This is a genomic window from Azospirillum formosense (genome assembly GCF_040500525.1).
Lineage (GTDB): Bacteria > Pseudomonadota > Alphaproteobacteria > Azospirillales > Azospirillaceae > Azospirillum > Azospirillum formosense_A.
On the sequence record NZ_CP159402.1, the window covers coordinates 1,978,956 to 1,992,909 of the forward strand.

Below are 13,954 nucleotides of genomic sequence, written 5' to 3' on the forward strand. Positions count from 1 at the left end.
GGTTGAAATGGTGGCGCTGACGCCGGTTTGAAAGTGTCGGCTTAAGCGATCAGCGGTTCCATGTCGCGCAGAATTCGCTGCGCCTGCCCGCCATAGGCGCCGTCTGGGCCGTGCAGCACCAGCCCGGCGGTGAGCCGCGCGGGCGAGCGCCCTCCCTTGCGCACCGACAGCAGGAGCCGCCGCGCCTCCTCCCCCGCCTTTGGCCAGAGCGGGACGAGCGTCAGGGAGCCGAATCGGGCGCCGTGCAGGGTGGCCAGGATCTCGTCCACCCGGTCGGCCCGGTGGACCATGGTCAGCGTACCGCGCGGCTTCAGCATCGCGGCGGCGAAGCGCACCCAGTCGGCCAGCCCCGCCTCCCCCTCCACGTTGGCGGCGGCCTTCCAGGGATCGGGCGGCAGGCTGGCCGCCCCGGCGCGCAGGTAGGGCGGGTTCATCATCACCCGGTCGAAGGTCCCGGACACCAGCTCCGGCGGCGGGGCCAGCAGATCGCCCTCGAGAACGCTCACCCGGCCATCCAGCCCGTTGAGGGCGGCGTTGCGCCGGGCAAAACCCGCCGCCTCCGCCCGCTTCTCCAGCCCGACGAGCAGGGCGCCGGGCACGCGGACGGCGAGGCACAGCGCGGCCGCCCCGGTGCCGGTGCCGACGTCCAGCACCCGCTCCCCCGCCCCGGCGGCGGTGGCCGCGGCGAGCAGCACCGGGTCGATGGCGGCGCGGTAGCCGGCCTGCGGCTGGTGCAGGCGGACGCGCCCGTCGAGAAGCGTGTCGAACGCCGCATCGCTCTCCATGGTCACGCCCCCAACTCCTCCCCGGCGTCGCGCAACAGGCGGCAGGCGGCGGCGTGATCCTCCTCCGCCACCATCAGCCGGCGGGGGATGGCGCCGATGGAGCCTTCCAAAATGCTGGTGTGGGTGTCCAGCACGATCCCCTCGATTCCCGCGTCGGTCAGCAGGGCGAGAAGCCAGCTCAGACGGACCGGATCGGTGGTGCGCAGCAGTTCCTTCATGAAATCCCGGCTGTTCTGTGCCCTTATTCGCCTTGCGGACTTGACCGAAGAGGCTATGCCGTTATGCTCCCTGCCGGAATTCGTCACGTCAATCATCATTGGAGTCGACCTTGGCGGTCGTGACCAACCTCGAGCCGAAACGGCGGAAGTCCACCCCGCTCGACGATCTGACCGCCCTGGTGGCCGATGACCTGGGCGCGGTCAACGAGATCATCGTCCAGCGGATGCACTCGTCCGTGGAGATGATCCCGCAGCTCGCCGGCTACCTCATCGCCGCGGGCGGCAAGCGCCTGCGCCCCGTCCTCACCCTCGCCGCCGCCGAGCTGTGCGGCTACAAGGGCGAGGACCACAAGATGCTGGCCGCGGTGGTGGAGTTCATCCACACCGCCACCCTGCTGCACGACGACGTCGTGGACGAGAGCGACCTGCGCCGCGGCCTCGCCTCGGCCAACGCGGTGTTCGGCAACAAGGCCAGCGTGCTGGTCGGCGACTTCCTGTTCTCCCGCAGCTTCGAGCTGATGGTGGAGGTCGGGTCGCTCGACGTGCTGCGCATCCTGTCCAAGGCGTCCGCGGTGATCGCCGAGGGCGAGGTGCTGCAGCTGCGCACCACCAACGACACCGAGACCAGCGAGCAGGCCTATCTGGAGGTCATCAAGGCCAAGACGGCCGAGCTGTTCGCCGCCGCCTGCCGCGTCGGCGCCGTGGTGGCCGAGCGCCCGCAGGCGGAGGAGCTGGCGCTCTACGACTACGGCATGAACCTGGGCATCGCCTTCCAGCTCGTCGACGACGTGCTCGACTATTCGGCCAAGCAGGCGAAGCTGGGCAAGACGGTCGGCGACGACTTCCGCGAGGGCAAGATCACCCTGCCGGTCGTGCTGGCCTTCCGCCGCGGCAACGACGAGGAGCGGGCCTTCTGGCGCCGCACCATGGAGGAGCTGGACCAGCAGGAGGGCGATCTGGAGCGCGCCCAGGAGCTGATGGCCAGGCACAACGCGCTGAAGGACACCGTGGAGCGCGCACGCCACTACGGCTCCATCGCGCGCGACGCGCTGGGCCTGTTCCCGGACACCCCGGTGAAGGCCGCCCTGCTGGAGGTGCTGGACTTCGTGATCGAGCGCGATTTCTAAGCTCCGGGAACTTTTTCGCCGCTGGGGGTGATTTTCACGTTGCAGCCCCCGGTTCAAGCGGCTATATACGCGGCCCACGGTGACGCCGGCCACGGCGCCACCGACGGACCGGAGAGTAGCTCAGCCTGGTAGAGCACTGCTTTCGGGAGGCAGGGGCCGGAGGTTCGAATCCTCTCTCTCCGACCAGCATGAAAGGGCCGATGCGGCAACGCATCGGCCCTTTCGCTTTTCCAGCCCGGCAACCGGCCGTTGCGACGGCCTTCCCGGCGGGTTGCCCTCCGGCTTTCGCGGCCCGGCAAAAAAACATTCCGCAAATGCCGCTTATTCCCATTGCAGCCCGCGGGCAATGGGTCTATACACCCGCTCCACGGCGACGCTGGCAACGGCGGCACCGATTGGACCGGAGAGTAGCTCAGCCTGGTAGAGCACTGCTTTCGGGAGGCAGGGGCCGGAGGTTCGAATCCTCTCTCTCCGACCAACACGAAAAGGGCCGATGCGGCAACGCATCGGCCCTTTCGCTTTTCCGGCCCGCCGTTGCGGCACAGGTCGCGCTCCCGCCTGTTGTTCGTGCAAGGCGATACAATGACGGGAGCGGACCCATGGAACAGGCGATCGGACAGGAACCCCAGGCGGCGGGCGGCCCGGTGGGGACGGAGATCGACCCCAAGGCCGTCGTGGTGTCGCGCGCGGTGCGCGACCTGCTCCAGCCCCACGGCTTCCACCCCCGCGACATCGGCAGCGGACTGGGCGGCGGCATGGCCTGGAACCGGCGCGGCGGCGACGACACCCACGAGATGATCACCTGCAACGGGCGGCTGTCCGGCGACCCCGACCGGGCGGAATGGACCGCCGGGCGCTACGGCAACCGCGGCGGTTTCGTGGAGGTCACCGGCCTGACGCTGCGCGGCGCGCTGGACGCGGTGGCCGTGCTCCCCCGCCCGGTGCGGGTGGACGGCTCGCTGGCCGAGGGCATCTACCCGTCGCTCGAGGACGCCCTCGACGACATCGCGTGACGGGCTATTTTAACGCCTCGTCGATCTCCACCTGATAGCCCTTGGCGAGGCGGTTGGTCTCGTTGGCCATGCCGATGACGGCCATCAGCTCGCCGAACTGGGCGTCGGTCATGCCGGCGCGCCGCGCCGCCGCCTCGTGCGAGCGGATGCAGTAGTCGCAGCCGTTGGTCACGCTGACTGCTACGAAGATCATCTCCTTGACCAGCGGGTCCAGCGCGCCGGGGGCCATCACCTCCTTCAGGCTCTCCCAGGTGCGCTTGAGGGTGGGCGGGTGATGGGCGGCCATCTTCCAGAAATTGTTGACGTCGGGCACCTTGCGGGCGGCCTTGATGTCGTCGTAGACGGCGCGCACTTCCGGAGCGGCGTCGGCGTGCTCGATGGGCTTCAGGGGCATGGCTGATGGTCTCCGCGGGGGATGGCACCGGTGCGGGGCACCGGCGGCCCCCAGTGTCGCCCCTGAAGCCCGGCGGGACCAAGGGGTAGGCGCGTTTTCCTGAAAGTCATAGGGCCGCCGGAAAGTTGAGGTTGCCCCGAATGCCGTGGAGCGGCATAGCTTCGTCCCCACGATGGCCCGCGCCTTGCTCTCCGCCCCATCGCCTCCCGCCGCTCCCCCACTCGGTCGTCATTCCCGCAGCCCATGCCCCTCCGCCACCTCGACGCCCTGGCAAACGAATCGGCAAGCATGGTGCGCCTTCTCCGCATCCTGCTGGTGGCCTCCGTTCTGGTGCCGACCCTGCTGCTCGCCGCCATCGCCTGGCGCGGCTTTCACGAGGAGGAAGTGCAGGCCGAGCGCAACATCCGCAAGACCGTGCTGATCCTGCACGAGCACATGCAGAAGGTCTTCGACACGGTCGAGCAGGTCCTGGACCGGCTGGACGAGCGGACCGCCGGCATGAGCTGGGACGAGATCGGGCGTTCCGACGATCTGCACGGCTATCTGAGGACGCTGGTCGAGGAGGTCCCGCAGATCGGCGTCGTCGGGCTGGTCGACCCGAACGGCACGCTGCGCAACGACAACCGCCTGTTCCCGGCTCCGTCGATCAACGTCGGCGACCGCGAGTATTTCCGAATCCAGGCGGCCGGTGACGCCGGCATCCTGGTCAGCGAGGCGATCACCGGGCGCGGATCGGGCAAGCGGCAGTTCAACGTCACGCGCCGCCGCGCCGCCGCGGGCGGACCGGAAGGGCCGTTCAACGGCGTGCTGCTGACCGCGGTGCTGACCGATTACCTGGCCGATTTCTATCAGCTCGTCGTCTCCGGCCCGAAGGAGGCGATCTCCCTCGTCCGCCACGACGGCTCGGTCCTGGTCCGCTTTCCCTCGATGGGCGACCGCCAATCCCGTCACGCCACCGACAGCATCCTGCTCGGCGCCATGGCGAGCGGGCAGACCGAGGGGGTGTTCCGCACCCGGGGCCGCCTGGACGGCGTGCCGAGGCTCAACGGCTTCATGCACGTCGCGCCCTACCCGCTCTACGTCACCTACGGCATCCCGATCGCCGACATCCGGGCCGTTTGGATGCGCAAGGTCCTGCTCCACGCCGCCTTCACCGTGCCGGCGATGCTGGCCCTGGTCGGCATCACCCTGCTGGCGCTGCGCCGCGCGCAGAGCGAGGTCCGGGCGGTCCGCCACTGGACCGAGGAGGCCCGTGCCCGCGAGTCCCTGGAGAACGCGCTGCGCCAGTCGCAGAAGCTGGAGGCGCTGGGCCAGCTCACCGGGGGCGTCGCCCACGATTTCAACAACCTGCTGACCGCCGCCCTGGCCAACCTGCATCTGATGGAGCGGCACCTGCCGGCGGAGGGGGAACGCTATCTGGACGGAACCCGCGCCGCGCTGGAGCGCGCCCGGACGCTGACCGGGCAGCTCCTCGCCTTCTCGCGCCAGGAGGCGGTGGACCCCAAGGTGGTCGATCTGGGGGATGCGCTGCGGGTCATGGCCGATCTGCTGGAACGCTCCATCCGTGCCGAGATCGCCCTGGATTGGGCCCTTCCCAGCGCCCCGCTGCGGGTCGAGGTGGACCCGGTCCAGCTTGAGCTGGCGGTGTTGAATCTCGTGGTGAACGCCCGCGACGCGATGCCGGAGGGCGGCCGCATCCGCATCGCCGCCCGGCAGGAGGAGACGCCCGAAGGCCCGCTGGCCGTTCTCGAGATCACCGACACCGGCGACGGCATGCCGCCGGAGGTCGCCGCCCGCGCCTTCGAGCCCTTCTTCACCACCAAGCCGCACGGCAAGGGGACGGGGCTGGGCCTGTCGATGGTCTACGGCTTCGCCCGGCAGTCGGGCGGCAACGCCACCATCTCCAGCGCGCCGCGCCGCGGCACGGTCGTCCGCGTCACCCTGCCGGTGTCCGGCCGGGCGCCCGAACCGGAGACGGCGGTGGACGCCGCGGAAGCGGCGCCGGGCGGTCCCGTGCGCCTGCTGGTGGTCGAGGACAACGCGCTGGTCCTGATGGCCACCGTGGAGGGGCTGACCCAGGAGGGCTTCGAGGTGGTCACCGCCGACCACGGCGCCGCCGCTCTGGAGATCCTGGAGCAGGACGCCGCCTTCGACGTGATCGTGACCGACGTGGTGATGCCCTACGGCGTGTCGGGAATCGATCTGGCGCGGCGGGTCCAGGAGCGCTGGCCCGGCATCCGGGTTCTGCTGATCTCAGGCTACAGCCCCGAATCGCTGAGCGGGCTCAAGGCCGACGCCGCCGTCCTGCCCAAGCCCTTCACCCCCGACCAGCTCGCCGCCCGCGTCCGCGCCCTGCTGCGAACCGTGAAGACCGCCTGACCGAAGACCGGCCGACCCAGGACCAACGGACCGGACGGATCAGAGCAGGACGCTGATGAACATCGGCGCCCACAGCACCGCCGACCAGATCAGGCCCAGGAAGATGCCGTGGGTGAGGTCGGTGAAGGTCGGCTCCGAAAGGCAGTGCATCCGCCAGAACGCTTCGCGGTCGTTCATGCCCTGACGCTGCCCCTGACGCTGCGGGGTGTGGTTCTGAGCGTCCTTCATGGCCGTATCCTCGTTGGGGCCCAAATGGGAAGGAACCGGCGAAGGGCGCCGCGGTTCCGCACCGCAACGGGAACAATGATGGGACGGGAGAGGCACCGCCAAAAAGGAAAAGGCCCCCAGCCCTTTCGGACGGGAGGCCTTCCGGTCGATCGGGATGAGCCGCTTACTTGGTGCGGATCATCGGGGTGAGCTGGTCGCCCCAGTTGCCCGTCGCGTTGTGATAGCGGGCGGTGCGCATCAGCTCGACCGTCACGCCGGCCTCCACGGCCTTGACGACGGCGTCGTTCAGGCGGTGCAGGCTGTTGGCGAGGACGCGGATGGCGCTCTCCTGCTCGTCCGTGAGGTTCGAACGCTCGTCCGGCGGCGCATCCTGGAAACCCGACTGATTCGTCATGCGGCTATCCTTCCCTTGTTCTCCGGCCCGGGTCTTGCGGCCCCGGCTCTGCCCTGGTTCACCGGCGCCGTTGCGCCGGCATGGCCGAGTACTGCGCTGCAAACCCGACATCAACGTCTTAACACATCACGCGCCGGTAGCAAGGGCGCGGCAAGACAACCTCGTTCGAAAGAGTCATGCCTCCCGCGGCAGAATGCCGCCGCCCGGTGATGCCGGACGGGGGAAGGGGCGCCGCGCTCTTCAATCGCGCTGCGCTCGACGGACGGCGTTTGATCGGGACGCGCTCCCGGCCTAGCTTGGCGGTTCAAGGGCAGACGCCGACCGAAGGCGATCGCCGACAAGAAACGATCCGCAGCCGATACAGCAGAGAAAGACAGGACCATGGCCGACACCGCGACCGATTCCCGCTCCGTCGCCTTTCTGGGGCTTGGCACCATGGGCTTTCCCATGGCCGGCCACCTGGCCGTCCGGGGCGGCCACCGGGTGACCGTCTTCAACCGCACCGCCGCCAAGGCCGAGGCCTGGACCGCCCGCTTCGGTGGAACCCGCGCCGCCACCGCGGCCGAGGCCGCCCGCGACGCCGAGGTGGTCTTTCTCTGCGTCGGCGGCGACGACGACGTGCGGGCGGTGGCCGGCGAGGCGATGACCGCCATGAAGCCCGGCACCATCGTCGCCGACCATTCCACCGTGTCCGCCGCCGTCTCGCGCGAGATGGCCGAGCTGGCCCGCGCGCGCGGCCTGTTCTTCCTCGACGCGCCGGTGTCCGGCGGGCAGGCCGGGGCGGAGAACGGCGTGCTGACGGTGATGGTGGGCGGCGACGGCGACGCCTTCGCCCGCGCCCAGCCGCTGATGGCCTGCTACGGCCGCTCCGTCACCCACATGGGGCCGGCGGGCGCCGGCCAGCTGACCAAGATGGTCAACCAGATCTGCATCGCCGGCCTTCTGCAGGGGCTGGCCGAGGGCATGGCCTTCGCGCAGAAGGCCGGGCTGGACGGCCACAAGGTCGTGGACGTGATCGGGAAGGGGGCCGCCCAGTCCTGGCAGATGGACAACCGCGCCAAGACGATGCTGGACGGCAAGTTCGACTTCGGCTTCGCCGTGGACTGGATGCGCAAGGACCTGGGCATCGTCCTGGACGAGGCCCGCAACAACGGCGCCAGCCTGCCCGTCACCGCCCTGGTGGACCAGTTCTACGCCGAGGTGCAGGGGATGGGCGGCAACCGGCTGGACACCTCCAGCCTGATGACGCGCCTGACGCGCTGAGCGGAACGCAATGGGGAGCGCCGCGGCGCTCCCCCTTCACCGTCCTCAGATGCGGACGACCTTGCCGGGGTTCATCCGGTTGTCCGGGTCGAAGGCGCGCTTCAGCTCGCCCATCACGGCGAAGGCGTCGCCAGCCTCCTTCTCCAGGAACTCCATCTTGCCGTAGCCGATGCCATGCTCGCCGGTGCAGGTGCCGCCCATGGCCAGCGCCCGGTCGACCATGCGGTCGTTCAGGCGCTTGGCCTCGGCCAGCTCCTCGGGCTTGTCGGGATCGATGACGTAGACGAGGTGGAAGTTGCCGTCGCCGACATGGCCGACCAGCGGGGCCAGCATCGAGGATTCGGCGATGTCCTTCTTGGTCTCCAGGATGCAGTCGGCCAGCCGCGAGATCGGCACGCAGACGTCGGTCGGCCAGCCCTTGGAGCCGGGACGCAGCGCCAGCGCCGCGTAATAGCCGTCGTGACGGGCCTGCCAGAGCTTGGAGCGGTCCTCCGGACGGGTCGCCCAGGTGAACTCGGTGCCGCCATTCTCCGCGGCGATGGCCGAGACCATCTCCGCCTGCTCCTTCACCCCGGCGGCGGTGCCGTGGAACTCGAAGAACAGGGTCGGGGCGACCTTGTAGTCCAGCTTGGAATACTTGTTCACCGCGTCCATCTGGACCTCGTCCAGCAGCTCGATGCGGGCGACGGGGATGCCGGACTGGATGGTCTGGATCACCGTGTCCACGGCGCCGCGGATGTCGTTGAACGGGCAGACCGCCGCCGAAATCGCCTCAGGGATGCCGTAGAGGCGCAGCGTCACCTCGGTGATGATGCCGAGCGTGCCCTCCGCCCCGACGAACAGGCGGGTCAGGTCATAGCCGGCGGCGGACTTGCGGGCGCGCCCGCCGGTCTTGATGATCCGGCCGTCGGCCAGCACCACGGTCAGCCCCAGCACGTTCTCGCGCATGGTGCCGTAGCGCACGGCGTTGGTGCCGCTGGCGCGGGTGGAGGCCATGCCGCCCAGCGAGGCGTCGGCGCCGGGATCGATGGGGAAGAACAGGCCGGTGTCGCGCAGATGCTCGTTGAGCTGCTTGCGGGTCACGCCGGCCTGGACGGTGACGTCGAGGTCCTCCGGGCTGACGCGCAGAACCTCCTTCATGGTCGACACGTCGATGCAGATGCCGCCGGCCAGCGCCGCGACGCCACCCTCCAGCGAGGTGCCGGTGCCGAAGGGAATGATCGGCAGCTTGTGCTTCGCGCAGAGCTTGACGATGGCGCTGACCTCCTCGGTGGAGGCGGCGAAGGCGACGCCGTCGGGCGGGAAATTGGGGTGGTAGGACTCGTCCTTGCCGTGATGCTCGCGCACCGCCGCGGCGGTGGTGAAGCGGTCCCCAAGCAGGGCCTTGAACTCGGCCTTCATCTCGTCGGTGAAGGCGACGCGAGGCTGGGCGGCGGGTACGGCGGTCATGGACGAATCTCCCCGGGGGTCCTTTTGGCACGAAGCCGTGCGGTGGTAGGACCGGAGAAGCTAAGCCCCGCCGCCTGCGCAGACAAGCGACTCGCGCGCATGGGTGGGGGGCATGCGCTTAAGTCCCTCTCCCGCCTCTCGCGCCCGCATGCGGGCGCTGACGGCGTCAGGCGGCCTTTGGCCGCCGAAAGCCCCGGGAGAGGGTGGCGCCGAAGGCGCCGGGTGAGGGTCGTTCGAGGATCAAACACCGATCCTTGCCTGTACCCTCACCCTTCCCGCGCGTTGCGCGGGCCCCTTCCCTCCCCCGGGGCGGGGGAGGGATTCCCCTCTCACATCTCCTCGTAACCGCCACCGCCCGGAGTCTCGACGACCAGCACGTCGCCCTCCCCCATGGCGGTCTTGTCCTGGGGCCCGAGTTCCTCGACCGAGCCGTCGGTGCGCTGGACCCAGGTGCGCCCGATCTGGCCGGGGGCGCCGCCCTTCAGGCCGAAGGGCGGAACCCGGCGGTGGTTGGACAGGATGGCGGCGGTCATCGGCTCCAGGAACTTCAGGCGCCGCACCACCCCGTCGCCGCCGCGCCAGCGCCCCGCCCCGCCCGATTCGCGGCGGATGCGGAAGCTGTCCAGCAGCACCGGGAAGCGCCACTCCAGCACCTCCGGGTCGGTCAGGCGCGAGTTGGTCATGTGGGTGTGCACCGCGTCCGTCCCGTCGAAGCCGGGGCCGGCGCCGGAGCCGCCGCAGACCGTCTCGTAATACTGGTAGCGCTCGTTGCCGAAGGTCGTGTTGTTCATCGTCCCCTGGGCCGAGGCCAGCACGCCGAGCGCGCCGTACAGCGCGTCGGTGACGCACTGGCTGGTCTCCACGTTGCCGGCGACCACCGCGGCGGGGTAGCTGGGCGACAGCATGGTGCCCGGCGGGATGACGATCTCGATGGGCTTCAGGCAGCCCTCGTTCATCGGGATCTCGTCGTCCACCAGCGTGCGGAAGACGTAGAGCACCGCCGCCCGGCACACCGCCGTCGGGGCGTTGAAGTTGCTGGTGAGCTGCGGGCTGGTGCCGGTGAAATCCACCCGCGCCGACCGCTCGTCCTTGTCGATGGTGATGCGGACCTTGATGACCGCGCCGTTGTCCAGCTCCTGCACGAACTCGCCGTCGGTCAGCACGTCGATGACGCGGCGGACCTGCTCCTCGGCGTTGTCCTGGACCAGCTTCATGTAGGCGTTGACCGTCTCCAGCCCGAACTGGGCGACGATGCGGCGAAGCTCGCGCGCGCCCTGCTCGTTGGCGGCGATCTGGGCCTTCAGGTCGCCCAGGTTCTGCGCCACGTTGCGCGCCGGCTGCGGCCCGGCGGTGAAGAGGGCGACGACCTCCTCCTCCAGGAAGCGGCCCCGCTCGACGAGCTGGATGTTGTCGAGGAGGACGCCCTCCTGGTCGATGGTCGTGCTGTCCGGCGGCATCGAGCCGGGGGTGATCCCGCCGACGTCGGCGTGGTGCCCGCGCGAGGCGACGTAGAACAGCACGCGCTCGCCAGCCTCGTCGAAGACCGGGGTGATGACGGTGATGTCCGGCAGATGCGTGCCCCCGTGGTAGGGGTCGTTCAGCATGTAGACATCGCCGGGGTTCATCGCGCCGTGGCGCCGCTCGACGATGGCGCGCACGCTCTCGCCCATGGAGCCGAGATGCACCGGCATGTGCGGGGCGTTGGCGATCAGCCCGCCGTCCGCGTCGAACAGGGCGCAGGAGAAGTCCAGACGCTCCTTGATGTTCACCGAATAGGCGGTCTTCTCCAGGGTGAAGCCCATCTGCTCGGCGATGGACATGAAGAGGTTGTTGAAGACCTCCAGCATCACCGGGTCGGCCCTGGTGCCGATGGCGAGGCGCTGCGGCAGCTCCTCGAAGCGGGTGAGCACGAGGTGGTTCTTGCGGGTCACCTCGGCGATCCAGCCGGGCTCGACCACCGTGGTGGCGATCTTCTCCCGGATGACGGCGGGGCCGGTCACGCGGTTGCCGGGCTGGAGCTGGTCGCGGTCGTAGACCGGCGCCTCGCGGTCGGCGCCGCCGGTGTGCAGGGTGACGGTGGCGAGGCGGCGCGGCAGCGCGCCGGTGACGCCGGGCAGATCCTGGTCGTCGGCGCTCTCGGTGCGGCCCACCGCCTCCACCGACACGGCCTCGACCACCAGGGCCTTGCCCTCCATCATGAAGCCGTAGCGCTGGCGGTGCGCCGCCTCGAAGGCCTCGGCCATGGCGTCGAGCGGCCCGAAATCGACGATCAGCGGGCTGTCGGAGCCCTCGACCTTGATGTGCGCCTTGCGCAGGACGGCCAGCCGGTCCTCCGGCACGCCCTGGCGGGCCAGCTCCATGCGCCCCTCGGCCTCCAGCGCGGCGAGCGTGGCGGTCAGCTCGTCCACCAGCGCGTCGTCGAGCCGGGCCTCCACCGCGCGCTCGCGGATCGCCACCGTGTCGGCGAGGCCGATGCCGTAGGCGGACAGCACGCCGGCGTGCGGGTGCAGGAAGACCTTTCGCATGCCCAGCGCGTCGGCGACCAGACAGACATGCTGCCCCGCCGCCCCGCCGAAGCCGTTCAGCGTGTATTGGGTGACGTCGTAGCCGCGCTGCACCGAGATCTTCTTGATGGCGTTCGCCATGTTGTCCACGGCGATCTTCAGGAAACCCTCGGCCACCTGATGCGGGGTCATCTCGGTGCCCAGCGCCGCGTTCACCTCCTCGGCCAGCTCGGCGAACTTCTCGCGCACGATGGCGGCGTCGAGCGGCTGGTCGGCCTCCGGCCCGAAGACGTGGGGGAAGAAGTCGGGGTGCAGCTTGCCGACCATCACGTTGCAGTCGGTCACGGTCAGCGGCCCGCCGCGCCGGTAGCAGGCCGGGCCGGGGTTGGCCCCGGCGCTCTCCGGCCCGACGCGGAAGCGCGCCCCGTCGAAGAAGCAGACGGAGCCGCCGCCCGCCGCCACGGTGTGGATGTGCATCATCGGGGCGCGCATCCGCACCCCGGCCACCACCGTGTCGAAGGCGCGCTCATACTCGCCGGCGTAGTGCGACACGTCGGTGGAGGTGCCGCCCATGTCGAAGCCGATGACCCGGTCGAAGCCGGCCATGCGCGCGGTGCGCACCGCCCCGACGATGCCGCCCGCCGGGCCGGAGAGGATGGCGTCCTTGCCCTGGAACCAGCGCGCGTCGGTCAGCCCGCCGTTCGACTGCATGAACATCAGCCGCACGCCGGAGAGGTCCCCGGCCACCTGCTCCACATAGCGGCGCAGGATCGGCGACAGGTAGGCGTCCACCACCGTGGTGTCGCCGCGCCCGACGATCTTCATCAGCGGGCTGACCTGATGGCTGACCGACACCTGGGTGAAGCCGATGGAGCGGGCCAGCGCCGCCACCTGCTTCTCATGGTCCGGAAAGCGGTAGCCGTGCATCAGCACCACCGCGGCGGCGCGGAAACCGTCCTGGTAGGCCTGCTCCAGCTGGACCCGCACGGCGCGCAGGTCCACGGCCTTCAGCACCGTGCCGTCGGCCTTGACCCGCTCCGGCACCTCGGCCACCCGCTCGTACAGCAGCTCGGGCAGCACGATGTGGCGGGCGAAGATCTTCGGGCGGGCCTGGTAGCCGATGCGGAGCTGGTCGCCCAACCCCTCGGTAATCAGCAGCAGCGTGCGCTCGCCCTTGCGCTCCAGAAGCGCGTTGGTGGCGACGGTGGTGCCCATCTTCACCGCCTCCACCGCCTCCGCCGGGATCGGCTGACCGGCGGCGAGGCCCAGCAGGTCGCGGATGCCCTGGATGGCGGCGTCGCGGTAGCGTTCCGGATTCTCCGACAGCAGCTTGTGCGTGATCACCGACCCGTCCGGGCGTTTGGCCACGATGTCGGTGAAGGTGCCGCCGCGGTCGATCCAGAACTGCCACCGGCCCTGCGCTTGGGACGCCATACCCCACTCCCTGATGTTTCCGATTTCCGGGGAGTGTGACGATACGCCGCCGCAGGTCAAGCCGGGGAGTGCAAATGCGGAGAGGCGCAACGAAGCGACGAGAACTTGTCTCAAGACATGCAATCATGCGATACACGACACGCTGCACCGTAGCAGAGGCCTGCTCAGATGACCGCGCCATCCTCGTTAAAAGAACATGAGATTGATGAATTCGTCTTATGGCCGGTTTTCGCAGCAGCTCTCACCGCCGCCCTCGCCATAGCGGTCGGGGCCTCGTCTTTTTCTCTCATCTTTATTGCGATTTTTGTCTTACCGTTATTCTTTACTACTGTATATTCATCAGTATTTTCCATTACATACGCTTTAAAATGCCAATGGCGTAGGGCGGTTTCCTTAGGCCTCCTCCCACTGTTCATTGCAGGAATATTCATATTCCCACAAACCGTTGGCGGTTCACTGGTTCTACTCGGCCAATCGGTCCGATTTCAAGCGAACCTACCCAGTTATGAATTGGAGATCGCAAAGCTTCCAAACAATGGGAAACGCTTGGTCACGTTTTCATGGGACGGCTTTGCGGGTTATGCAACAATCCTTATATACGATGAAAGTGACGAATTATCGAAACCCCTCCACGAGGTGGATGATATTAGAAGGGACATTATTCGAGAATGTATAATAACGCCATATCGTGGCCATTATTATTGGTGCAACACGAAATAATGTTCAAATATTCAGAGCTATTCACGAATCCCGCCTGATTACAGAG

Annotated in this window: 11 protein-coding genes and 2 tRNA genes; 6 read left to right on the forward strand and 7 right to left on the reverse strand. The window is 68.7% G+C overall.

The window, feature by feature from the left end; genetic code table 11:
• Positions 1–41: 41 nt before the first annotated feature.
• Positions 42–785 carry a methyltransferase gene (locus tag ABVN73_RS09475; RefSeq protein ID WP_353859474.1) on the reverse strand — a complete coding sequence of 248 codons (744 nt, stop codon included), beginning with the start codon at positions 783–785 and terminating at the stop codon, positions 42–44.
• 2 nt (positions 786–787) lie between these two features.
• On the reverse strand, positions 788–1,003 hold the full coding sequence (locus ABVN73_RS09480; RefSeq protein WP_014241194.1) for a DUF2007 domain-containing protein: 216 nt from the start codon (positions 1,001–1,003) through the stop codon (positions 788–790).
• 110 nt (positions 1,004–1,113) lie between these two features.
• On the opposite strand from ABVN73_RS09480, the gene ABVN73_RS09485 reads away from it, so the two are divergent.
• From ABVN73_RS09485 to ABVN73_RS09500, 4 genes are all read left to right on the forward strand, one after another.
• Entirely contained in the window at positions 1,114–2,130 is a 1,017-nt protein-coding gene (locus ABVN73_RS09485) for a polyprenyl synthetase family protein (protein WP_353857774.1), read from the forward strand.
• 109 nt (positions 2,131–2,239) lie between these two features.
• Positions 2,240–2,316, forward strand: a tRNA-Pro gene (locus ABVN73_RS09490).
• Positions 2,317–2,531: 215 nt separating this feature from the next.
• Positions 2,532–2,608 (forward strand) — tRNA-Pro (locus ABVN73_RS09495).
• A gap of 121 nt (positions 2,609–2,729) precedes the next feature.
• Positions 2,730–3,143: a hypothetical protein gene (locus tag ABVN73_RS09500; RefSeq protein ID WP_353857775.1), complete on the forward strand. Its 414-nt coding sequence runs from the start codon at positions 2,730–2,732 to the stop codon at positions 3,141–3,143.
• A 4-nt stretch (positions 3,144–3,147) separates the two neighbouring features.
• Here the strand turns inward: ABVN73_RS09500 and ABVN73_RS09505 are convergent, their stop codons facing one another.
• Complete coding sequence (locus ABVN73_RS09505) at positions 3,148–3,537, reverse strand: carboxymuconolactone decarboxylase family protein (RefSeq protein ID WP_353857776.1); 390 nt, start codon at positions 3,535–3,537, stop codon at positions 3,148–3,150.
• A 288-nt stretch (positions 3,538–3,825) separates the two neighbouring features.
• On the opposite strand from ABVN73_RS09505, the gene ABVN73_RS09510 reads away from it, so the two are divergent.
• Complete coding sequence (locus tag ABVN73_RS09510; protein ID WP_353857777.1) at positions 3,826–5,916, forward strand: ATP-binding protein; 2,091 nt, start codon at positions 3,826–3,828, stop codon at positions 5,914–5,916.
• 39 nt (positions 5,917–5,955) lie between these two features.
• Here the strand turns inward: ABVN73_RS09510 and ABVN73_RS09515 are convergent, their stop codons facing one another.
• Entirely contained in the window at positions 5,956–6,144 is a 189-nt protein-coding gene (locus ABVN73_RS09515; RefSeq protein WP_014241200.1) for a hypothetical protein, read from the reverse strand.
• A gap of 163 nt (positions 6,145–6,307) precedes the next feature.
• Positions 6,308–6,538, reverse strand: a complete 231-nt coding sequence (locus ABVN73_RS09520) for a hypothetical protein (protein ID WP_014241201.1) — start codon at positions 6,536–6,538, stop codon at positions 6,308–6,310.
• A gap of 381 nt (positions 6,539–6,919) precedes the next feature.
• Between ABVN73_RS09520 and ABVN73_RS09525 the strand changes: the two genes are divergently transcribed.
• On the forward strand, positions 6,920–7,801 hold the full coding sequence (locus ABVN73_RS09525; RefSeq protein ID WP_353857778.1) for an NAD(P)-dependent oxidoreductase: 882 nt from the start codon (positions 6,920–6,922) through the stop codon (positions 7,799–7,801).
• 45 nt (positions 7,802–7,846) lie between these two features.
• Here ABVN73_RS09525 and ABVN73_RS09530 read toward each other — a convergent pair whose 3' ends face one another.
• Both ABVN73_RS09530 and ABVN73_RS09535 read right to left on the reverse strand, forming a co-directional pair.
• Positions 7,847–9,250, reverse strand: coding sequence for an FAD-linked oxidase C-terminal domain-containing protein (locus ABVN73_RS09530; protein ID WP_353857779.1), 1,404 nt, complete (start codon positions 9,248–9,250; stop codon positions 7,847–7,849).
• Positions 9,251–9,579: 329 nt separating this feature from the next.
• Positions 9,580–13,188 carry a hydantoinase B/oxoprolinase family protein gene (locus ABVN73_RS09535; RefSeq protein WP_353857780.1) on the reverse strand — a complete coding sequence of 1,203 codons (3,609 nt, stop codon included), beginning with the start codon at positions 13,186–13,188 and terminating at the stop codon, positions 9,580–9,582.
• Between the last annotated feature and the right edge of the window lie 766 nt (positions 13,189–13,954).